This window comes from Streptomyces sp. R33, assembly GCF_041200175.1.
Taxonomy (GTDB): Bacteria; Actinomycetota; Actinomycetes; order Streptomycetales; family Streptomycetaceae; genus Streptomyces; species Streptomyces katrae_B.
Window position 1 is genome coordinate 1,180,201 of record NZ_CP165727.1, and the last position, 21,838, is coordinate 1,202,038.

16 protein-coding genes and 1 pseudogene are annotated in these 21,838 nt (G+C 75.9%); 7 read left to right on the forward strand and 10 right to left on the reverse strand.

Features of this window, described 5'->3' with window-relative positions; translation table 11 throughout:
* Window positions 1–116: 116 nt before the first annotated feature.
* Window positions 117–971: pseudogene (locus AB5J51_RS05915) on the forward strand (carboxylesterase family protein); the annotation flags it as partial.
* Between the two features lie 130 nt (window positions 972–1,101).
* A complete protein-coding gene (locus AB5J51_RS05920; protein WP_369777055.1) occupies window positions 1,102–1,719 on the forward strand; it encodes a carboxylesterase family protein in 618 nt (205 codons plus the stop codon).
* 1 nt (window position 1,720) lies between these two features.
* Here AB5J51_RS05920 and AB5J51_RS05925 read toward each other — a convergent pair whose 3' ends face one another.
* A complete protein-coding gene (locus tag AB5J51_RS05925) occupies window positions 1,721–2,452 on the reverse strand; it encodes a hypothetical protein (RefSeq protein WP_159047336.1) in 732 nt (243 codons plus the stop codon).
* 76 nt (window positions 2,453–2,528) lie between these two features.
* Here AB5J51_RS05925 and AB5J51_RS05930 point away from each other — a divergent pair, with 76 nt between their 5' ends.
* Window positions 2,529–3,053 carry a hypothetical protein gene (locus AB5J51_RS05930; protein WP_053789974.1) on the forward strand — a complete coding sequence of 175 codons (525 nt, stop codon included), beginning with the start codon at window positions 2,529–2,531 and terminating at the stop codon, window positions 3,051–3,053.
* Between the two features lie 81 nt (window positions 3,054–3,134).
* Complete coding sequence (locus AB5J51_RS05935) at window positions 3,135–3,521, forward strand: hypothetical protein (protein ID WP_369777056.1); 387 nt, start codon at window positions 3,135–3,137, stop codon at window positions 3,519–3,521.
* 2 nt (window positions 3,522–3,523) lie between these two features.
* Here AB5J51_RS05935 and AB5J51_RS05940 read toward each other — a convergent pair whose 3' ends face one another.
* The 5 genes from AB5J51_RS05940 to AB5J51_RS05960 form a co-directional block, all read right to left on the reverse strand.
* Window positions 3,524–5,473, reverse strand: coding sequence for a hypothetical protein (locus AB5J51_RS05940; protein ID WP_369777057.1), 1,950 nt, complete (start codon window positions 5,471–5,473; stop codon window positions 3,524–3,526).
* A complete protein-coding gene (locus AB5J51_RS05945; protein ID WP_369777058.1) occupies window positions 5,470–9,393 on the reverse strand; it encodes a DUF5682 family protein in 3,924 nt (1,307 codons plus the stop codon). Before AB5J51_RS05945 ends, AB5J51_RS05940 begins: the two co-directional genes overlap by 4 nt.
* The gene (locus AB5J51_RS05950; protein ID WP_053789972.1) at window positions 9,390–10,553 is read right to left on the reverse strand and encodes an AAA family ATPase; all 1,164 of its coding nucleotides are present in this window, start codon (window positions 10,551–10,553) and stop codon (window positions 9,390–9,392) included. Before AB5J51_RS05950 ends, AB5J51_RS05945 begins: the two co-directional genes overlap by 4 nt.
* A gap of 109 nt (window positions 10,554–10,662) precedes the next feature.
* A complete protein-coding gene (locus AB5J51_RS05955) occupies window positions 10,663–15,624 on the reverse strand; it encodes a DNA-binding protein (protein ID WP_369777059.1) in 4,962 nt (1,653 codons plus the stop codon).
* Window positions 15,621–16,490 carry a DUF4132 domain-containing protein gene (locus AB5J51_RS05960; RefSeq protein ID WP_053789971.1) on the reverse strand — a complete coding sequence of 290 codons (870 nt, stop codon included), beginning with the start codon at window positions 16,488–16,490 and terminating at the stop codon, window positions 15,621–15,623. Before AB5J51_RS05960 ends, AB5J51_RS05955 begins: the two co-directional genes overlap by 4 nt.
* Before the next feature lie 242 nt (window positions 16,491–16,732).
* Between AB5J51_RS05960 and AB5J51_RS05965 the strand changes: the two genes are divergently transcribed.
* Window positions 16,733–17,467 carry an HNH endonuclease family protein gene (locus AB5J51_RS05965; protein WP_107093676.1) on the forward strand — a complete coding sequence of 245 codons (735 nt, stop codon included), beginning with the start codon at window positions 16,733–16,735 and terminating at the stop codon, window positions 17,465–17,467.
* Window positions 17,464–17,745 carry a hypothetical protein gene (locus AB5J51_RS05970; protein ID WP_053789970.1) on the forward strand — a complete coding sequence of 94 codons (282 nt, stop codon included), beginning with the start codon at window positions 17,464–17,466 and terminating at the stop codon, window positions 17,743–17,745. Before AB5J51_RS05965 ends, AB5J51_RS05970 begins: the two co-directional genes overlap by 4 nt.
* 34 nt (window positions 17,746–17,779) lie before the next feature.
* Here AB5J51_RS05970 and AB5J51_RS05975 read toward each other — a convergent pair whose 3' ends face one another.
* From AB5J51_RS05975 to AB5J51_RS05990, 4 genes are all read right to left on the reverse strand, one after another.
* On the reverse strand, window positions 17,780–18,313 hold the full coding sequence (locus AB5J51_RS05975) for a GNAT family N-acetyltransferase (RefSeq protein ID WP_053789969.1): 534 nt from the start codon (window positions 18,311–18,313) through the stop codon (window positions 17,780–17,782).
* A gap of 89 nt (window positions 18,314–18,402) precedes the next feature.
* The gene (locus AB5J51_RS05980; protein ID WP_369777060.1) at window positions 18,403–19,413 is read right to left on the reverse strand and encodes an isopenicillin N synthase family dioxygenase; all 1,011 of its coding nucleotides are present in this window, start codon (window positions 19,411–19,413) and stop codon (window positions 18,403–18,405) included.
* 171 nt (window positions 19,414–19,584) lie between these two features.
* Window positions 19,585–20,658: a GNAT family N-acetyltransferase gene (locus AB5J51_RS05985; RefSeq protein ID WP_136223837.1), complete on the reverse strand. Its 1,074-nt coding sequence runs from the start codon at window positions 20,656–20,658 to the stop codon at window positions 19,585–19,587.
* Between the two features lie 64 nt (window positions 20,659–20,722).
* A complete protein-coding gene (locus tag AB5J51_RS05990; RefSeq protein WP_369777061.1) occupies window positions 20,723–20,980 on the reverse strand; it encodes a hypothetical protein in 258 nt (85 codons plus the stop codon).
* 185 nt (window positions 20,981–21,165) lie between these two features.
* On the opposite strand from AB5J51_RS05990, the gene AB5J51_RS05995 reads away from it, so the two are divergent.
* Window positions 21,166–21,729, forward strand: coding sequence for an HPP family protein (locus AB5J51_RS05995; protein WP_369777062.1), 564 nt, complete (start codon window positions 21,166–21,168; stop codon window positions 21,727–21,729).
* Window positions 21,730–21,838: the final 109 nt, after the last annotated feature.

A 21,838-nucleotide genomic window follows, 5' to 3' on the forward strand; every position in this document is an offset into this window, starting at 1 on the left:
CACCCCCGCACCGCCCGCAGGTTGACCGGATTTCGCGCCTGCTCCGGGGAATGCATGGCAGAGACGAAAGGCGGTCGCCCGTGTCCCGTGCCCGTTGCCCACGACGCCGGAACGCCATGTGGAGCGCCGTGTGGTGCGCCGTGTGGTGCGCCTTCCTCCTGCTCGCCACGGCAGGCGCCGCACCGGCGTCCGCCGCGGCGGGCGCGCCTGCCACGGACCGCCCCGTGGTGGACACCGACCGGGGGCCCGTACGCGGCCGGGCGCACGGCACGTACCGCACCTTCGAGGGGATCCCGTTCGCGGCGCCGCCGACCGGCCCGCTCCGCTGGCGGCTTCCGCAGCCCGCGGCGCGCTGGACGGGCGTACGCGACGCCGGGGCCCCGGGGGCGCGCTGCGTGCAGCTCCCGCCGGTGGGGCCGGGCGGCCCGAGCGGCTCCGAGGACTGCCTGTACCTGAATGTCACGTCGCCGAACGCATCGTCCTCGGGCGGGCAGCGGCGGCCCGTCATGGTCTGGTTCCACGGCGGCGGCTTCGTCAACGGGGCCGGGGACCTGTACCGGCCCGGACAACTGGCCGTCCAGGGCGGTGCGGTGGTCGTCACCGTCAACTACCGGCTCGGGATCTTCGGCCTCTTCGGGCATCCGGCGCTCGGCGGCGCCCCCGGCTTCGCCATCGCCGACCAGCAGGCGGCGCTGCGCTGGGTGCGGGCCAACGCCGCGCGCTTCGGCGGCGACCCGTCCAACGTGACGCTGTTCGGCGAGTCGGCCGGCGGCCTCAGCGTCTGCGCGCACCTCACCTCACCGGCTTCGGGCGGCCTGTTCCAGCGGGCGATCCTGCAGAGCGGCTCCTGCTCCACCACCATGCCGCCGCGCTCGCTGCTGCCCACCCTGGGCCGGTACGAGCCCTTCGTGTCCGAGCAGCGCACCGTCGCGGACGGGGTCGCGGCGGCGGCCGCGCTCGGCTGCGACCGGCCGGAGCCGGGCGCCGTAGTGGACTGCCTGCGCGGGAGGGACACGGCGACGCTCGCGACCCCGGAGCTGACAGCGCTTCTCCTTCGTCTCCTACGGCAACCGCCTGCTGCCCGAGGAACCCCGGCGGGCTTTGGAGGGCGGCCGCTTCCACCGGGTGCCGGTGGTCGAGGGCAGCACCCGGGACGAGATGCGGATCTTCCTGGCGCAGAGCCTCGCGGCGTACCCCATCCCCGACGCAGGTGCCTACCGGGCCCGGGTGGAGCAGTCGTTCGGCGCGGCTGCCGTCCCGGCCGTCGAGGCGCAGTACCCCGTGGCGGCGTACCCGACGCCGGCGCTGGCCTGGGCCGCCGTACTGTCGGACGCCTCGTTCACCTGCCCGGCGCTGCGGGACGGCAGGGCGGTGGCCCGGCACGTGCCGGTGTACGCCTACCGGTTCAGCGACCGGGACGCGCCGAACTTCACCGGCCTGCCGGAGGTGGAGGGGTTCCCGTACGGCGCTTCGCACGGCTTCGAACTGCCCTACCTGTTCACGATGGACGCCGCCCTGACCGCGCCGCAGCGCGAGCTGTCGCAGCGGATGACCGGCGACTGGACGGCGTTCGCCCGCACGGGCAGGCCCCTCGCCGCATGGCCGCGGTTCGGCTCCACCGGATCCGTACTGTCCCTTGCACCGGGGCCGGACGGGATCCATGTGGTGAACGGGCCTGCGGAACACCACTGCGCGTTCTGGGACGCGCAGTGGCCGTGACTCACCAGGGCTCGGTGGTGACGACTTCCCCGTCGGGCGTCCGGACGGACACCGTGCCGTGGTCCCCGTACACCTGCTGCCGCCACGACACGAACACCTGCGCCACCCGGCGGCCGTCCTCCGCGAGGCCCTTGCCGACGGCCCGGGTCGTGAAGGTGACGATCGCCTCGCCGGCATCCCGCCCCTTGCGGACCCGGGCCTCCTTGACGGCCTGCTCGGGCAGGAACTGGTCCGCCCTGCTGCGCCGCTCGGCGTAGTAGGCGTTGAAGTCCCGGGTCATGTCGAACCACCCGGCACCCCCGCAGGGACCGGCCCCGTTGGTGATGTCCCCGTCGGTGGGCGGATCCGGCGCCCCGGTGTCCTGATCGGTGGGCGGCCCCGCGTACCCACCGGTCTCCTGATCGGTGGGCGGCCCGGCGGGGCCACCCGTCTCCTGATCGGTCGGGGGACCGGCGTAACCACCGGTCTCCTCATCCGTGGGCGGCCCGGCGTAGCTCCCCGTCTCCTGATCCGTCGGCGGACCGGCGTAGCCGCCCCCTTGCTCCTCCGTCGGCGGATCCGGCAGACCCGTTCCGCTGCCGCCCGTCGAACGGTCGAGGCCGCAGGTCTCCTTCACGGGCGCGGGCGGCGCGGCTGCCTCCCCGGCATGCCTCGTGCCGCAGGCAGCGAGCACGGCGCACAGGAGCCCCGCCACCGCCGCTCTCCCGGCCATGGACACAGCTGTCCTCGTCATGGTCGTCCCCCCTTGCCCATGGAGAGGCGATCACGCCGCCCGCGGTTCCACGTCCGGGGGCGGTTATCGTGCCGCCATGACCGGCCCCGGGCAGCGCCCCCTCCTCTTCCTCGACGTCGACGGTCCCCTGATCCCGTTCGGGGCCACGCCCGACGAGCTGCCGGACGGCTATCCGGCGTACGGGACGCGGCCCGACGCGAACCCCCTCCTCGCCAGGCTCGACCCCACGCTCGGACCCAGCCTCCTGGCGCTGCCGTGCGAACTGGTCTGGGCGACGACCTGGATGGACGACGCGAACGAGTGGGTCGCGCCGCGCATCGGGCTGCCGGAACTGCCGGTGGTGGACTGGCCGGATCCGTACGAGGAGGAGGCCGACCGGGAACGGATCCACTGGAAGACCCGCGCCCTCGTGCATTGCGCCGCCGGCCGCCCGTTCGCGTGGGTCGACGACGAGATCACCGAAGCCGACCGGACCTGGGTGGCCGCACACCACCCGGGCCCGGCCCTGCTCCACCGCGTGGACCCCCGCTTCGGCCTCGGACCCGCCGACTTCGCCACACTGGCCGCCTGGCTGGGCGGGCCCGCCCATGCCCGACCGTGAGCATGGCCCCGGGACGGCGAAAGGCTGCAGGATGGGGCCGTGCACCTCGACGGCAACACACCGGCCCCAGGAGGTCCGGGCATGAAGCCTGTCCCCGCCCTGCCCGCGCAGTCCACCTGGCACGACACGGGCACGGGTGTCTTCTGCTGGGCGGCCCGGGCCGAAGGACGCTGGTGGGTTCTACGGCTCAACGACTTTCCCGAACATCCCCTCTACACCTTGTTCATCGACGCACAGGTCGTCGGCGACATCGATGACGTCCCGGACACCTGGCGGTTGCGGCCCAGTGCCGCGCTTCCCGCTCTCACCGCGGCGGAACGTGCCGAGGTGCTCGGCCTCATGACCGGCCTCGGCCCCTACGGAGCCGAGGCCGGCACCCCGTGCGAAGGCGACTGGTGCACCTGCAGCATCCTCACCGACGCATACGCCGCCCGGCTCGACGGCCCTCCCCGAACCCCTGCGGAGTAGTACTAGGACCAGGACGCGGCCACCAAGTAGCGTTCCGCCGCGGCCAGGTGGGTGGATGCGGCCAGCCAGGCCCGGGCGTAGCCGTCGGGTGACGGGTCCTTCAGGCGGCCGAAGGGGTCGCGGGGGCGGCGGTCCGCCTCCGCGGCGAGGGCCGCGGCGAGTTCCGCCGCCGCGGTGAAGCCGGCCCGGCGCAGCGGGCGGTACGCGGTGACCGGCTCGGCGGCGCGTGCCGCCTCGGCGACGGCGCGCCGGCCGCCCGCGACCCCGGATTCCAGCAGCCGGCGTACCCGCCAGAGCGGCGAGTCGGCCAGCAGGTCCGGACCCTCGGCAGCAGGGGCTCCGGGGGCCGCGGCCGTCCCGGGCGGGAAGTGGCTGCCCTGGAGCAGGTCGTAGCCGAGGTCTGCGCGGCCCAGCCACTCCTCGGGCAGGCGCAGCGTGTACTCCGCGCCGGGCACCGGTCCGACGGCGAGCGGCCGCAGGGTGGCGGCACGGTCCAGGTCGGGCCGGCCCAGGACGCGGAGCACCAGCCCCGGATGGGCGGCGATACGGCGCAGGTTGGCCGTGTGCGGCAGCTCCGGATGCGGGTGGGCGGCGCGCAGCCGCAGCAGGGGCGCGTCCGCTCGTACCTCGCGGACCAGCAGGTCCTCGCCGGCCGCCCCGACGACGGTGACCTCGCAGCCGAGGAGGGCGGGCGCGGCTCCGTCCGGGTCGGTGTCCCGGTCGGCGAGCTGGGCCGCCACGGCCTCGGCCGCCGGGCGGCCGAAGAGCGCGGCGGCCGGCTCCTCGGTCCACGGGATTCCGCGCAGCGGGGTGGCCTGGACCCCGCGTCCGGCGCCGAGGCGGCCGTCGGCGGAGACCGTGGCCCCGGCGATACGGAGGCCTCCGCGCGCGAGGCCCGCATGGTCGAGGGCGGCTCCGCCGAGTGCCACGGAGGCGGAGCCGGCGCCGCGGGCGCGGGCCAGGCCGCCGGGGCGGACGTCGGAGACGGAGTGGCGGGCGCCGTCGGGGGCGAGCAGGTGGGTGACCACTCCCCCGTACCCGGTGGCCGAAAGGACCGGCTCCCGGCACATGCCGTACACCCGAAGGCTGCCACCCGGCCGGTAGTCGCGGCGAACGGTGCCGGTGAGCGCCGGGCCGGCCGTACCGGAGGCCAGCAGTCCGGCGATGTGCAGGAGTTCCCGGAAGGCGCCGGTGAGGTCGCCGAGCCGGTGTGCGCCGCTGCGCTCCCGGGCGGCGCGCAGGCCCCGTACGACGCGCAGGGCGGCGGCCTCGGCCCGCGGCAGCCCGGCGAGGCGCGCGGTGTGGGCGGCCCGCAGCAGCTCGGCCTGGACCACGGCGCCGCCGGCCGTGACGCCGGCGGCGAGGGCCTCGGCGGCGGCCTGCCAGAGAGCAGCGGCGGCCCGTAGCCGGGCAGCCGTGAGGACCTCGGCGGCGGGCTCGGGCCCGTCCGGAGAGGACCCGGGCCCGGCTCCCGAGCCGACTCGCCCGGCACTCGAAGGGCCGACGGCACCAACTCCCGCCTGCGACTCGGCCCGGCCATCGGGCACGGACGCGGACGCGGACGCTGCGTCGGCATCGGCATCGGCATCGGCATCGGGGTGCGGTGGTCGGTCCGGGTCGGCCAGGGGTGCTGCGCCCAGTACCGCGGCCCGGTGCAGGCAGCGCGGCGCGAGCAGGCAGGTGCAGACGGCCTGTTCGGCTGCGGTGACCGTACCGGCGGGGCCCGGCCGGAGGGTGACGAGGGCGTCCTCGCCGAAGCGGACGGTGACGCTCCCGTCGTCCGCCCGGGCGGCGCCCGCGGCGCAGCCCTCGATGGCGGCGTCAAGCTTCTTGCGCAGCCGGCCGGTCAGGTTCTCGACCGCCTCGGCGAGGACCTCCGGGGCGACGGGCGGCAGGGGCCCCGTGCTCGACTCGGCACTCGGCTCGGTGTCGGTGTTCGTCTCGGTGCTCAACGGGGTTCTCCACGGAGGCGGTCGCCCACCCAGCGGGCGAGGGCGAGCGGGCTGAGGGCGGCCACCGGCATGCCGGCCGCGACGAGCTGCCGGGCGACGGGGACCGAGTACCGGGGTGCGCCGGCGTCGTCGAGCGCGGCGCAGCCCAGCAGATGGGCTCCGGACGCGGCCAGCGCGCGGACCTCCCCGAGGAGTCCGCCGATCGGCGCGCCTTCCTCGAAGTCGCTGACCACGACGACGAGGGTGCGGCTCGGCACGGTGATCAGGGACCGTGCGTGGGCCAGGCCCGCCGCGATGTGCGTACCGCCGCCGACGCGGACCTCCAGGAGCAGCGACAGCGGGTCCTCGACGCGGTCGGTGAGGTCCACGACCTGGGTGGAGAAGGCCAGGAAGTGGGTGGACAGGGTCGGTACACCGCCGAGGACGGCGGCCGTGAGGGCCGACCAGATGACCGAGGCCTCCATGGAGCCGGAGACGTCGACCACGAGGATCAGCCGCCAGTCGGCCTCGCGGCTTGCCCGGGTACCGAACACGGGCCGTTGCGGTACGACGACCACCCGGCCGTCGTCGAGGCGGCGGGTGTGCGCGAGGTTGGCGCGCAGGGTCCGGGCCAGGTCGAGCCTGCCGCCGGGGCGGCGGGTGGGGCGCGGGGTGGCGAGGCCGGAGAGCGCCGGGCGCAGCCGGGTGGCGAGCTCCTTGGCGAGCTCGTCGACGAGCCGCCTGACCAGGGGGCGCAGCCGGGCGAGTTGGGCCTCGGGCATGCCGCCGGCCAGCGACAGGACCGAGCTGAGCAGTTCCACGGAAGGGCGGACGGCCGCAGGGTCGAGCTGGCTCAGCACGTCGGTGCGGCCCGCGTCGGCCGCCTCGGCGAGCACTTCCTCGCGTACGTCGGTGCCGAAGAGCGATTCGAGCTCTTGCGACCATTCGCGGGCCGTGGGGAACGAGGGCTCCCGGCCGCCGCCGTTGCCGCCACTGCCCCGGCCGCCTTCGAGGTCGGCTGCGCCTTCGCCGCGGCCGTTGCCGTACAGCTCGTCGAGCGCGTGGGCGTAGCGGCGGGCGCCGGCGGGGAGCCGGTCGCGCTGGCGGCCGAGCAGGAGGCGCCAGCGGTCGGCGGGGGCCAGCCGGTGGTCCCCGCGCAGGGGCGCCGGTACGGGCGGTACGGGTACCTCCGGATCGGGGCCGGGTTCGGGGGCCGTCGCCGCCTGGACGGGCAGCGGAAGGGCCTTGAGGGCCGCGGCGCCGGCGGCGTCCGCGGCGGCCCACAGGGCGAGCAGGGCGGGCGGTGCCTCGAGGGACAGGTCGAGGCGGTCGCCGAGCCGCTCGGTGACGGTGTCCAGCAGCCGGTCGCGGGCGGCCGGGGCCAGTACGTCGAAGCCGCCGCGCAGAGCCGGGAGCCGGTCCAGGAACTCCTGGTCGGCGAGGCCGTCGATCCGGTCGAGGACCGGGGTGAGGGCGGCCGCGGAGGAGTCGAGCAGCGGTCCGGCGGCGGCCAGGACGCCGCCGAGGCGGCGGACGAGGGAGCGGCGGCCGCCGGGGGCGGCGGCGTCGTCGATCCATCCGGCGGCGCGGTCGCCGAGGCCGGCGGCCGGATCGAGATCGAGGAGGACCCGTACGGCCAGTGCCGCGCCCTGCATCAACGGGGATGCGGTGGCGGTCAGTTCCGCCAGGGCGGTGTCCATCCGCAGGCCCAGGTGCAGGGTGGCGGCCCGGTCGGCGAGGGCCACGAGGGCGCGCGCGTCGGCGTGGTCCTCGCTGCCCGCGAGACCGGGCAGGGACCGTACGGCGGCTTCGAGCAGCCGGCCGGTGAGCGCGGCCGCGGCGCGGCGGGAGCCGTCGGAGGTACCGGGGAGGTGCCCGCGGGAGAGCCCTTCCAACAGGTCGAGCGAGGCGAGGAGTTCGGGCAGGGTCGCGGTCTGCGGAAGGATCTCGGCAGCCTCGTCCAGCCGTACGTCGACCAGCTCGGGCAGATCGCAGCGCGCGGCGGCGGCCAGGCCGGTGAGGATCTGGGCCGGGGTCGGACCGCCGTCGGCGGCGGCCCGACGGGCGGTGTCGCGCAGGGTCCCGGCAGCGGCCTGGGCGGCGGTGACGCCGCGGACGCCGGCCAGGTCGAGGCGGGCGGGGACGGAAGGCGTCCAGGTCAGCCGCCACTTGGTGCCGAGCGCGGTGCCGTCGCCGGTGGCGGCCACGTCGAGGGGTTCCCCGTACGAGGCCCCGCAGACGGCCAGCCGCTGGAGCAGCACCTCGCGGCGCCGGTCCAGCGGGGAGCGGAGCGGGTCGAGGCGGACCTCGCGGGAGGCGGGCTCCTCGGGGCCGGGCAGGCGCAGCTGTGCCAGCTCGGCCTCGACGGAGGGGCCGAGGCCGGAGCGGGGGGCGTGCGGGGTGATCCGACCGCGGCCGGTGCCGACGAGCACGGCCTCCAGCGCACGGGCCAACGCCCGGCCGCGGCCCAGGGGTTCGCCCTGACCGAGCACGGTGGTGACGGCCTCGAGGAGTTCGCCCCGGCCGGGGGCGGGAAGCCCGCGCAGGACGGCCAGGTCGCAGGCGAGCCGCAGCGTCTCGGCGGCCTCACCGGTCCCGGCGGTGTGCCCGGCGCGGCGCAGCTCCCGGCAGACGCCGGTGACGGCGACGGAGGCGGCATCCCGCACCCGCGCCGCGTCCCCGCCGGCTTGCAGCACGGCCTGCTGCCACAGCGGATCCCGGATCCCGGCGGGGTACCCGGAGCGGGAGTCGAGCAGATCGAAGGAGTACGGCACGAACGAGGTGACGGCCCCCTCACCGGCATCCGCCCCGGGCCCGCGAGCCGGCCCGGCGGCCGATCCGCGGACGGCCGCGGGTTCCGTGCCCGGCGCACGGTCAGCGTCCGCCCCGGCGTCCGCCCGGTCCGCGTGCTCCGGGGCGGAGGCGTCGCCGTCCGGGGCCGGGCCGGTCGCGAGCAGGGCCGGGGCGTGGAAGGCGCCGATGAGGGCGGCGACCTTCCGGCCCCCCGAGGCGGCGGCGTCGATGACGCTGCGCATGTGGGCTTCGCGGGCCAGGTCCGTCGCAGGGACGGGGCCGTCCTGGCGCAGGGCCCAGCCGACGCCGAGGGCGGCCCGCCGGACCGCTTCAGGGGCGCAGCCGGGGGCCAGCACCTCCACGGCCCGGTCCCACAGGTCGTCACCGTCGCGCCCGGTCCCGGAAGCGGTCAGCGCCTGCGCGAAGGACCGCCGGCCAGGGGACCGGCCCGAGGTGCCGGCCGGGGCCCGGTCCGCCTCGTGGGATGCGGCCCGGCTCGACTGCGCACCGGAGCCCGCGGACCCGCCCTGCCCGGCGGCGGGTGCCGTCGCCGGCGAGCAGTCGACGGCTCCGCCCCGGGTGGCCTCCTGGTCCGTGAACTGCACGGTCCAGCCGGGGTCCGTCAGGGGGAGGTCGCAGCAGCGGACCTCCGCGCCGCGCGCACGCGCCCAGCGGATCGCGGCCAGCTCCGGGGAGAAGTCCGCGAACGGGTAGAACGCCAGGCCGCCGTCCCGGCCCGTGCCGGCCAGGGCGACGGGGGCCGTGGTCTCGGGGTCCGCCAAGTGCTCCAGCCACGGCTGGAAGTCGGTCGGCAGCTCGACGCAGACCACCTCCGCCTCCGAGGCGTCCAGCAGCGCCGGGACCACCGCCGCCAGCGCGGGGCTGTGGTGGCGCACACCCAGCAGGTACGGCGCGCGGGACGCGGCGAGCGCGTCCACGGCGTCCCGCGGATCGACGGGCTCGGTCCGCCCGCCGGCCGCCGGCCCGGCCTCACCTCTGTGCAGTCCGGCCACGCCGTCCGGCTCCGGCGACGGATCGAGGTGCGCCGCCGGCGCGACCGCAGCCGGATCGGCGTCCGGGTTCGCGGGCGTGACCCGGCGCGGGGCCGTCGGCGAGCCGGGCTGCGGGGCGGTGTTCGGCGCGGTCATCGGAGGTTTCCGCGGAGGTCCCAGAGGCGGCGCCACATCGCCGAGCCGTCTTCGGCGCGGCGGCGGACCGGGCCGTCCCAGTAGCCCAGCAGGCGGCCGTGGTCGGCCGGGTCGTCCTTGCGGACCACGCCGAGCAGGTGGCCCGGCAGCAGGTCCAGGACGTCGCCGCCCGGCAGGTACGCCGCGGCGACGCCCAGCGAGGCCGCCACCTGGACCGCCTCGGCGGTGGACATGACCGTACCGGGGCGTTCCACGTCCCAGCCCTCCGCCGAGCGCCCGGAGCGCAGGTCCCGGAAGACCGTGACCAGCGCGTCCAGCACCGCGTCGTCCACCCCGAACGCCGCGCCCGCCCGCTGCACCGCGGCCACCGCCTGGCGGCGGATCAGCGTTGCCTCCGCGTCCGCGTCCGCGATCGGCGCGACCGTCTCGAAGTTGAAGCGCCGCTTGAGCGCGGCGGACATCTCGGAGACCCCGCGGTCCCGGAGGTTGGCGGTGGCGATGACCGTGAACCCGGGGGCCGCGGAGACCACCGCGTCCTCGGTGGCGGTCAGTTCGGGCACGCTCACCCGCCGGTCGGACAGGATCGACACCAGCGCGTCCTGCACCTCGGGCAGGCAGCGGGTGATCTCCTCGACGCGCACCACCCGCCCGGTCCGCATCGCGGAGAGCACCGGGGAGTCGACGAGCGCCTGCGAGGTGGGGCCCTGGGCGAGCAGCAGCGCGTAGTTCCAGCCGTAGCGGAAGGCGTCCTCCGTCGTGCCGGCGGTGCCCTGCACGGTCAGCGCACTGGTACCGCAGACGGCGGCGGCCAGGAGCTCGGACAGCATCGACTTCGCCGTGCCCGGCTCGCCGGTGAGGAGCAGGCCGCGTTCCCCGGCGAGCGTGACGACGCACCGCTCCACCAGGGCCCGTTCGCCGACGAACTTCGGCGCGATGGCCAGCTTGGCCGGGAGCCCGGCGCGGCGGCGGCCCGCCAGGGGCAGTTCCACGCCCTCGCTGCCGCACACGAAGGTGACGACGGCGCGCGGCGTGAGCGCCCAGCCCGGCGGGCGGGGGCCGGTGTCCTGGGCGGCGAGGAAGGCGAGTTCGGCGGCGTACCGCTCCTCGGCGGGCAGCGCTTGCCGCGCAGGAGTCTGAACGGGTGTGTCGGTCAGGGTCATGGCGTGGTGTGTCCTTCGCAAGATACGGCTCATGGGGTGCGGGGTGCCGGGCGGCGCAGCAGCGCGCCGCCCGGCCGGCGGTCAGCGGTCAGCGGTCAGCGGGTCGGCCTCAGCGGCGGCGCGTGCGCGTGCGCTTGACCTTCAGTGCCTCGAAGCGCGGTACGTCGCCCTCGCGGACCCGCTGCCAGGCCCGCCGGTAGAGGTCCGCGGCCGGCTCGTCCGGCACCAGGACGCCCAGCACCGGCCGCCCGCCCGGGACCAGCCCGTACATCGGGAGCTTCCACCGCTCCACCGGCAGCACCGGCGAGGACATCTCCGCCCAGCCGCCGGGCAGGAACAGCGAGCGCCCCGCCCGGGTCCGGGAGGCCGTCACCACGAGCTCGGTGGCGGCCAGTTCGGCGCGGGCGGCCTTCAGCCGGGCCGGCTTCCAGCCCGTCCAGCGCGCCACGTTCCGGTCGGTGGGGTCGGGCATGGCGAGCAGCGCCAGGTACACGGCGGCCGCGTCCGCGCCCAGGCCGTGGGCCTCGGAGACCTCCGCCACCAGCTCGGGTACCGAGCGGCTCGGGTCCTGCGGCCACCACGTGCCGTCCTTGTCGACGGCGCCGACGCCCGCCGCCGGGGCGCCCGGGTCGGCGAGCAGTGCGGCGAAGCGCGGGTCGTGGGCGGCCCGCAGCGCCGTCTCCACCGACGACGGCTGCTGGTCGTCGCCGCGCAGCGCCGGCAGGTACGGGTCGGAGCCGGTGGAGTCGAGCAGGGCCGTCCGCAGTGCGGGCTTGGGCCGGTCGTCCTGGGTGGCCATGACCACCGCGCCGTACCGCTCGTAGCCCTCGCCCGTCTCGGTCGGCGTGCCCGCCGCCTTCCGGAAGTCCGGAAGGCTGGTGAAGTGCCCGATGGCCAGGAGCAGTTCGGGCGCGGCGAGCCGCTGCCGGACGGCCGTGAGCGCGGGCGGCAGGGCGGCTCGTACCGGATCGCCGGCGGGCAGCCGGTGGGCGAGCCAGGCCGTCAGGGTCAGCGCGCCGGTCAGGACGGACGCGGTGAAGGGCTCGGTGGCCGGCTCGCGGGGCTCGGCGTGGTCGCCCTTCACTTCCCAGGGCACGTCGACGCCGAGCGACGGGGACGCCGCGGGGTCGAGGATCGCGGCCAGCGCGCGGTGCAGGGGCCACGACGTGTTCGCGGCCCGCGTGGCCTCGGTGAGCAGCCACTCGGGCACGGGCTTGCGACGGCCCACGCGCCGGTTCCACAGCTCCGCGGCGGCGGCCGCGTCCGGGCCCTCGGTCCACAGCCGCGCCGGGTCGGCGGGCAGCAGCGTGGCCACCAGCTCGCGCCGCAGCTCGATGTCGAGGCTCTTGAGTTCGGTACGGGCGTTCTTCGCGTCGGCCACCTTGACGCCCAGGGCGGTACGGAGTTCGGCCGGCAGGAAGTCGTGCTCGTAGCTGTCGATGTTCGGCAGGCCGGCCAGCAGCAGCCGCGCCAGGGCGGCGGACACACCGGTGAGGCGGACGAACTCCTCGGCGGCTTCGGGGAAGAACGGCGCCGGGCCGCGCTCTGCGGCCTCGGTCAGGAAGGCCGTCAGCCAGCCGGCGCCGCGCTCCCTGTCGCCGAGCGGGGCCTCGCCGCGCAGGGTGTACGGGCCGGGCACGGCGAAGCGGCCGGCGGGGTCGTACAGCAGCGCCCCGAACTCGTGGCCGTCGGGTACGGACACGTTGTGCTCGGTGAACCCGAGGACGGCTCCGCCGCCGAGCGGGAGCAGGCTGCGGTACGAGGTGTTCCGCTCGATGCCGTCAGGGGTGCGCAGGTGGCGCTGGCCAAGGTGGACCAGGACCCGGCGCCAGCGGTCGGCGGAGCCCTCGGCCGAGTCCAGCCCGAGCGCGTCCACCCGGCCGAGCAGGGTGCACAGGGCGGTCCGCTGCTCGTCGGTGGTGCCGACGGCGACGGCCCGGTACGCGATCGCCGCGGGCTGGTCCAGCAGCGGCGTGAACGGGAGCGCCGAGTACGGCAGTTCGGGCAGGTCGAAGTGGAGCCGGCCGGGGACCGGTTCGGCACCGGTGTCGGCGGCCGCCCGGACCAGCCCGTCGAGGTAGCGGTGGGCGACGTCGCTCTGGGCGCCCCAGCGGTAGTACCCGGTGTTGCCGAGGCCGTACAGCGCTTCGGCGATCAGCTCGTCGGTCGGGCCTTCCGGCTCCCGGTCTGCGGCCGCACCCGTGTCGGGGTCCAGCCGGGCCGCGACCTCGTCCAGCGCCTTCTGCTGGACGAGGGCGAAGCGGAGCACCTCGATGATGCCCCCGATCAGCTTCGGGGCGGTGACCTGCGGCAGGGCGGCGCGCACCACCTCGGGCAGGTCGGTGACGGCCTCGGCCGCGGCGGCCGTCCGGAGCAGGGCACCGATCGTGACCCGGTCCGCCGCGCGCAGGGCGGCCGAGGCCTCGGGGTCGCGCGGGCGCAGCGCGTACCAGAAGGGCAGCGGCGGCAGGTCCACGCTGCCGGTGGCGAAGGCGGCGTTTCGGTAGTCGCTGCGCGACTGGGCGGTGACCACGCCGTCCGGGTCGCTGATGCTCAGCTCGCGCCAGCGGTGCGTCAGGGCGCGCGGCCGCTCGTCGCCGGGGAAGGCGAGCGCGGCGACGGGCATTTCGCTGCCCTCGGGCACGCTGACGGTGCGTCCGGCGGTGTCGGAGCCCTCCCAGCCCTGCCCGGGCAGGCGTACGGTGCGCCAGCCGAGCAGGCCGTCCACGGGTGCGCCGAGGACCGAGCCCTCGACCGTGGGCGCGGGCCGCAGCCAGCAGGAATGGGCGGGCACGGTGGCGTCCGCGGGGTGCGCGCCCGATCGACGGGTGAGGGCGTCGGCGAGGAAGCCGGGCTGCGAGAGCCGCCCGAGGGCGCCGTCCGAGGGGTCGTACTCGCGCCAGCCTCCGTCGTTGTCCTGGTCGCGGTGCTGCCACACCCAGTACGAGGTGCCGTCGTGCAGCAGGGTCCGCTCGTGCGGCAGCCTGGTGTCTCCCGCGTGCAGGACGCCGCCGCCGGTGGTGCGGCCGCCGCCGGGCAGGGGCAGGCTGATCTCGTCGGAGCGCAGGTTCCAGTGGTTGCCGGAGTGGTCCAGGGTGAACACGGTGCCGGGCGCGGTGTGCCAGTAGCCCTCGATGCCCCCGCCGCCCCAGTGGGAGGACCAGAAGACGAGCAGTTCGCCGTCGACGTAGTGGAACCCGTACCGGTGCGAGTTGCTGCTCGGTGCGCGCAGGTCGTGGGTGAGGACGGTGGAGTCGGCGTCGATGACGCGGACCTGGGTGGCGTTGGCGACGATCAGGTACGGCCAGGCCTCGACGACGGTCAGGCCGCGCCCGCCCTGGGCGGGCGTCAGCTCGGCGACCGCGGTCTCCCAGGCGGGCCAGGCGAGTTCCTCGAAGAGACCGGCACGCAGGGTGCGGGCGAGGGTCTCGCCGAGGTCGGCGGCGGCCGCGGCGGCCACCTCCTCCCGGGCGAGTTCGAGGGCCTCGGCGGGCAGCCAGGTCAGCCGGCGGATGGCCTCGGGCAGACCGGGCAGACCGGCGGCGGTGGACGCGCCGGCCACGTCGTGCATCCACTCGGTGAGCATGGGGCGGCCGCCGGGCGAGGCGGCGAGCAGCCGCATGACGTTCACCGAGTCGGCGTCACCGCAGAGGCCGTACGCGGCGCGCCGGAAGGCGGGCCGGAAGCGCTCGTCGGCGGCGATGGCGAGGAGGTCCCGGCGCTGGTCGGAGCCGGCCCAGTCGGTCAGGTTCAGCTGGTCATGGCGCCGGCGGGGCGCGGAGTCGGGCTCGGGGTCGGTGACCGGGATGTCCAGGGACAGGAGCAGGTCCAGCAGGTCGGCGTCCTCGACGCCCACCTTCAGGCCCGCTTCGCGGCCGGGCTCGGCGAGTTCGGCGCGCAGCCGGCCGGCCGCCCGGGTGACCAGGTCGAGCAGGGCGGGCAGCGTGGGGCGCGAGCCCCAGCCGGTGTGGCGGGCGGCGTGGAAGCGTTCGAGCCAGCCGGCGGCGCCGTCGGAGCAGCGCTGCTCGGCGGGCAGTTCGTCCTCGATCAGCCCGGCGGTGGCGCCGGATTCCTCGAGCAGGCCCAGCCAGAGGGTGGAGAGTTCGCCGTCGCCGCCGCCGGGCGGCATCAGACCGAGCAGGGTGCCCCGTACGGCCGGCACCCGGCGGGCCAGCGCCACCAGGGCCGTGCGGTGCGCCTTCCACCAGCCGAACGCGGCGCGCAGCGTCGCGGGCAGCGGCAGCAGCTCGGCGAGGTAGTCCTGCTCGGCCTCGGTGCCGGTCAGGCCGGCGGCCCGGGCGAGGCGGCGCAGCTCGGTCGCGGCCTGCGCGGAGGGGGGCAGTCCGCCCGCCGTGCGGCGTACGCACAGGCGACGGAAGCGCTCGTGGGCCTCGGCGGGGCTGACGCGGCCGGACAGCTCCTTGGCGTAGCCGGTGAGCACCTTCACCGGGAGGGCGCCGACCAGGGCGAATTCGAGGAAGACGCCGTCGAGGCGGTCCTCGTCGACGGCGAGGCCGTGCTGGGCCTCGCTGGTCCGGGCACGGCCGAACAGCTGGGCGGCGTACGTGGTGTTCTCGACGGCGAGGAAGATGCGGGCGGCCTGCTCGTAGAAGACGGGCAGGAAGTGCGGGACGGCGGCGGCGAGCCGGCCGGCCAGTTCGTGGCAGGCGTCGAGGGCGGCCTTGGGCTTGGTCTTGGCCTGGCGGGCGAGCCGGTCGAGTTCGGGAACGACGGCGAGGGCGTGGTGGCCGTCCTCCGGGTGGTGCACGAGGACCCATTCGGGGAAGCCGAGGGCCTGGCGCTGCCCGAGGCCGACCACGGGCGGCTCGCTCTCGTCGGGTACGAGTCCCAGGAACCCGGCGGCCAGGTCCTCGGCCGGACCCAGCTCGGCGGCGGCCAGCCGGACGACGACGCGGTCGTCGGCGAGGGCGGGGTGGCGGTAGGTGCGCGCGGTCAGGTCGACGGCCGAAGGGCCCGCGCCCTCGGTGCCGCGGGGCAGCACGGCGCCCGCCTTGAGCAGCAGTTCGGCCTCGGCCGCGGTGTCGGCTGCGTTCATCGTGGTGGTGCTCATCGCGCGTCCCCGCCCTCTTCGATCTTGCGCCCGGCGTACAGCGCCGCGGCCATCCGCATTCCCTCGGACCAGGCGACCGGTCCGACCTCCGTCAGGCGCACCGCCCGGCCGTTCTCGTCGTGCCAGCTCAGCGCGCCGGTGCTCGTCTCGTCCTCGTAGTACGGCTCGCCGATCCAGACCGCGGCTTCCGTGCCGCCGCCCGTGTCGCGGACCTTGCAGGTCGCGTAGCCGCCGGAGACCCGGTATCCGAGGCCCGTCGCCCGGGCGGCCAGGCCGAACCTGCTCGCGAAGACCCCGCCCGCGTAGTCCCGTACCTCGGTGGCGGTGGCCGCCAGACCCTGCGGCTTCTCCCAGGTCGGCCGGTGGATCTGCTCGACCCGCTGGACGATGCCGAGTTCGGCCGCGAAGTCCCGTACGTCGTCCAGGTCGGGCAGCAGCACCGGGTGCGGCAGGGTCACGGTGCGCGGGGCGAGCCGTACGGTCTCGCCGTCGAGGTTGACCACCTTCAGCTCGCCGGAGGCGGTGGCGTCCCGCAGGAAGCCGACCTCGTCCGGGTCCTCGCCGACGACGGCCATGTCACGCAGCGCGTTCTGCCAGGCCTCGTCCGGCCAGACCTGCGCGAGCAGCTCCGTCGGCACCGGCAGCGAGGACACCATCCAGGTGTCCACCTGGGCGATGCAGGCGGCTTCGTGCCGCTCCAGCCATTCGGCGAGCCGGCGCAGCCGGTCCACCTCGGGGTGGTCGCGCAGTGCCTTGGGCAGCGTCTTCAACTGCCGTCCCGCCGCACGGCCGGTGGCGGACCGTGCCGCCACCTTCCCTTCCACCAGGGCGATCTCATACCCCTCGCCCGCCGCCAGCCATGCCATCAGTACGTGCCCCTCCGCCTGCCCGATCCGGATGCGCGCAGCGTGGACCAGGGGGAGAAGACCCCCTGAGCTGCGGTATGCGGGGAGACTAGCGAGAGCCACTGACAACGCCCCACGAGGGGGCCCTGCCCGACTTCGGCGTGGGCGCGGCCGGTTGGGTGTTCGGGGGAAGGTCCGGTTGAATGTCCGGTTCTGGGTAGGCTTTCGCCGACAGGGTGGGCAGCCGGCTCGGGGTGGGGTTCATGGGACGTCAGATACGTGTACGGGGCACGGCCCTGGCCGCATCGGTGCTGCTGGCCGTGGCCGGGTGCTCGGGAACCGGCACGACGGGCAAGGACGCGAAGCCCTCGGCGCCGCCGGCCTCCGCCGGCACCTCGCCCTCCGTACCGGGGGCGGGCGACGCCAAACCGGCCGCCGGGGACGTGCTGCCCGGCATGGTCGGCGTCCAGGAGGCCCGCACCCGGCTGGCGGCGCTGAAGGTGGCGCAGCCCGGCACCATGGCCGGCTACAGCCGGGCCAAGTTCACGCACTGGGCCGAGCAGGGCAGCAAGTGCGACACCCGCGAGGTGGTCCTCAAACGCGACGGCAAGGACGTCACCCAGGACTCCGAGTGCAAGGCGGTCTCCGGCACGTGGACGAGCCTGTACGACGGGGTGGTGGTGACCGAGGCGTCGAAGATGGACATCGACCACATGGTGCCGCTCGCCGAGGGCTGGCGCTCGGGTGCGGCCGGCTGGGACGCCGCCCGGCGCAAGGCCTTCGCGAATGACCTGACCCACCCTCAGCTGCTGTCGGTGACCGCGGCCACGAACCGGTCGAAGGGCGACCAGAGCCCTGACCTGTGGCAGCCGCCGGACAAGTCGAGCTGGTGCCAGTACGGGCGGGCCTGGACCACCGTGAAATCGACGTACGGCCTGACCGTGACGGAACCGGAGAAGAAGATGCTTTCGACGATGCTGGACAGCTGCGCGGCATGACCGGACGGCAGCAGTGGCGCGACGAGGTCCTGGCCGGGCCGGGCGGCGCGATGACCGACGAGGTCGGTGTCATCACGGGCCCGCTGACCGTGCGGACGACCGCGGTGGCGGGCGGCCGCGTCCGGATCGAGATCCAGTACGAGGACGCGGAGGAGTGGTACACCCTGACCGGCAGCCCGGTCCCCCACCACGGCGACCCGGCCGCCGTCCACGCCGCCACACTGGCCGCGGTCCGCGCGGGCCGTGCGGCCGAGGCGCCGGGCGCGGCCCCCGCCTGAGCCGGGCCGTGCCCGGGCCCGGAACGAGCCGCGGTCAGCCCTCGTACTCCGACAGGTCGATGCTGTGGATCTGGAGCAGGTGGCCGTGCTCCGGGTCCGTCGTGTCGAGGTCCAGCACCATGCCGAGCTTGCGGATCACGTTCTCGGACTCCTCGTGACCCGACCGGTTCACCGCGATCACCCGGTCGAGGCCGCGGTCCTGCAGGGCGAACTCCAGGGTGGCCTGCGCGGCCTCGGAGGCGTAGCCCTGGCCCCAGTACTGCCGGCCGAGCCGCCAGCTGACCGCCACGAAGTCCCGTGCTTCCGCGGGGGACTGCGCCACGGACAGGCCGACCGCCCCGATCAGCTCCCCCGAAGCCAGCAGTTCGACGGCGAAGAGGCCGAAGCCCTCCTCGTCCCACTCTTCCTCCCAGCGCTCGATCTCCTCGGCGGTCTGCTCCAGGTCGAGCGTGGAGCCGTCGCCGATCCAGCGCATCACGTCCGGGTCGGCGTTGATCTCCGACAGGGGGACGAGGTCGTCGTCGGTCCAGCGGCGGAGGAGGAGTCGGGGGGTGCGGATCTCGGTCATGCCCCCCATCCTGCCGAACACCGCCGACCAGCGGTAATCGGGGTCTCCACCCCGGGCCGGAGTCCCACTTCCCCCTCCGGTGGGAGGCGTCAGGACACGGTGATCGCGTCCAGCTTGCCCCGCAGGTACGTGTGGGAGTCCACGGGGTCGTGCAGCACCCGGCCGACCGGTGCCGGGAGGGACTCCACCCGGGTGTGCGGGTCGCATTCGTAGAAGTAGACCAGCGAGATCAGCTCCTCGGCCGGTGCGTCGGCGGGCGGCGGCAGCACCCGGTGGCGGCCCGCGCGCCAGCGGTCCCCGGTCCAGCGGGCCATGAGGTCGCCGATGTTCACGGTGAGCGCGGCCGGGTCGTAGGGGGCGTCCTGCCAGCCGTCCGCGTCGGTGTGGATCTGGAGCCCGCCCGAGCCCGGCTCGCGGTCGAGGACCGTGACCGTTCCGAAGTCCGTGTGCGCCCCGATGCGGAACTGGCCGGGCAGGGGCTCGCCGAGCACCTCGGTGCCCGGGTACCAGTTGAGGTTGAACCCCCAGGTGGGGTGCCCGGTGTGGCGGGTGAAATGGTCCGGGGCGAGGCCGAGCGCGGTGGCGAGGAGCTCCAGCAGCTCGTCGGACAGGGCCCGCATCCGGGCGATGTACTCGACGGCCGCCGGCTGCAGCGCGGGCACCTCGGCCGGCCAGGCGTTCGGGCGGAACCACTCGGCGTCCACGGACGGGTCCCCCGTCGGCTCGTCCGCCGCGCAGGACCAGGACTCCTTGAGGTCGGGCGGCGAGGCCTCCCCCTCCGCGTAGCTGTTGGCCTCGGCGCCCGGGCCGAGCCAGCCGCGACCGCCGACCGCGACCGCGTACGGCTCCTTCACCTTCGCCGGCAGCCGGAAGAACTCCTTGGCGGCCGCCCGGATCCGCGCGGGCAGCTCCGGGTCGACGCCGTGCCCGGTGATCAGGAGGAACCCGGCGGCCTGGAGGGCCTCGTCGACGCGGGCGGCGATCCGCTCCCGGGCCCCGGGCTCGCCGGACCTCCACGGCCCGAGGTCGATCACGGGGACCTGGGAACGAGCGGAGGCGGAGGGAGTGGGAGAAGGAGGGGAAGGGGGAGAACTCGCCATCGGGACCTGCCTTCCGAGCCGGTGTCGGGCGTCCGTCTCCGAGGCTAGCGCCCGCACACCCGCCGGGCCCCAAGGACGCTCCAGCCCGCTGCACGGGAGTGGAACGACCGCATCTCCTCCCACAGGTGGGTCACCGACCGCCGCTACCGGGCAGCCGTCACCGGGCAGCCGCTACCGGGCTGCGGCCCGCAGGGTGTAGCGGGCTTCGCCGTTCTCGGTGGAGCCCGTCCGCTCGAAGCCGGCCCGGGTGACCACGCCGTGCGAGGGGGCGTTGTCCGCGTCGACCCGGGCGTGCAGCGCGGTCACGCCCGGCTGGGCGAAGGCCCAGCCGGCCAGGCCCTTCAGCGCCTCGGTGGCGTACCCGTTGCCGCGGGCCGACGGTACGAGGTCGTAGCCGACCTCCGCGTTCCCCTCGGCGTCGGGGGCGCCGTGGAAGCCGATCCCGCCGATCGCGCGCCGGTCCTGCGTACGGACGACGGCGTACGCACTCCACCCCGGGCGGAACGTTCCCTCTTCCTTCGCCCTGGCCACCATCCCGGCGGCGGCCCTGGTGCCGTCGCCGGGGCCGTCCTCGGCCCAGGCGAAGCCGCCGGTGCCGCCGTCGTGGAGATCGCCGGCGACGAGCGGGGAGATCTCGCAGAGCACGACGCGCTCCGAGGCGATGGGTTCGGCGTACCAGCGCCAGGCCCGGCGGCGGGGCAGGCCGGGGAGTCCGGCCCGGCCGGTCACCCACAGGAGGGTGGGCCAGGGAGCGGCGATGCCGCGCGGAGCCTGCGGGAAGAGCCGGTCGAGGACCTGTTCGCAGAGGTCGGCGTCGGGCTCCCAGTCGTGGGCGCCGAGGCCGGTCAGGATGTCGTGGGTGTGCAGCAGCGTCTCGACGATGCCCATCGCGGCGAAGCCGTCCGGGCCCGCCATGCCGTACGGGTGCCAGGCCCGGACCCCGGGGTCGGTCACGGCCACGGCGGCGGACAGCAGGCCTCCGGTGGCCTCGATGACCTGGATCAGGCCGGTGGGGGTGGTGCCGGGGTCCGCGCTGATGTCGAAGGGGGCGTACCCGCTGGTCGAGCGCCCGGTCAGCTGGGTGGCGTACCCGGTGAAATCGCTCGCCACGTGGACGGCGGTGTCGTAACAGCTCCACTCGAGGTCGGCGGCCGGGGCGGACCAGTCGAGGTGCGCCACCCCTCGGAGTGCCTGTGCGGTGAGGGACACGGATCGGTCTACGGCGTCGGAGCCCATGATCGTCATGGGCGGAACCCTAGGTCGGCGCCCGCGCCCGGGCCAGCGGATATTCGGCACGGCCGCGGAGCGGTCACGGGCCGGGGTCCGGGAGCGGGCCGCCGCAGCGGGAGCAGGTCCGGGCGCCCCGTTCGGTGGCGAGCCGTCCGCAGTCGGGGCAGACCAGGTGGAGCAGGCAGGCCGGCTCACCGCCCTCGGCGGGGGCGGGCGGGGGCGCGGGCACCCGGCCGCGGTCGCCCGGCCCCTCGGGGCCATGCGCGTCGGGGCCGTGCGTCCGGGGGCCGTGCGCCTCGGGGCCGTGCGTCCGGGGGCCGTGCGCGTGCGTCGTCATGTTCCGTCCTTCCCGTACCCGTATCCCTCCCCCCGGGCGGCCCTCGCACACCTGGCGGTTAAGGTCGTAGCCGGTCTGCGTCGGCCGTACCAGGGACAGGCGCGAGGCCGAGGCGGCGGTTGATCACCCTGCCTCCGTGCCGCCTCGACCGCATTCACCCTGTCGTCCTGCCCCGGAAACCGCACATGAGCACCGCCATGCCGTCCCCGTCCGCCACCACCCCCGCCCCCGAATCCGCCACCGAGCCGGTCCGGTCCCTGATCACCCTCGGCCGGGCTCCCGCGCGCCCCACCCCCGCTGCCGCGTTCCACAGCATCAGCGCCGTGACAGCGGTGCTGCTGGGGCTCGTCGGGATCGGAGCGATGCTCCACGAGCCGGTGCTGATACCGCCGCTGGCCGCCAGCGCCGCCCTCGTGCACAGCGCCCCCACCCTGCCCCTGGCCCAGCCGCGCGGTGTGGTCGTCGGCCATCTGCTGGGCATGGCCGTCGGCTACGGCGTCCTCGCCGCCGCCGGCAGCAGCGCCTGGGCCGCGGCCGTCGCGGTCGGTGTCACGCTCGCGCTGCTGATGGCCGCCCGTACCCCGCACTCGCCCGCCTGCGCCACCTCCGTCGTGATCGTGCTCCAGTACCCGGCCCCGGCCCGGTTCGTCCCCCTGCTGTTCGGCGCCACCGTGCTGCTCGTGCTGACCGGCTACGCCGCTTCGCGCATCCGGCGCAAGGCACCGCGGTATCCCGCCTACTGGTGGTGACCCGTCCGGTCGTGCGCCGCGCGTCCGGCCGATGAATCCACGCCGCTGCGGGAGTCTTTGTCTGCGGTGGCCGGTCCGCTCGGCCGGCCCCCGCATCGGGAGAGGCATC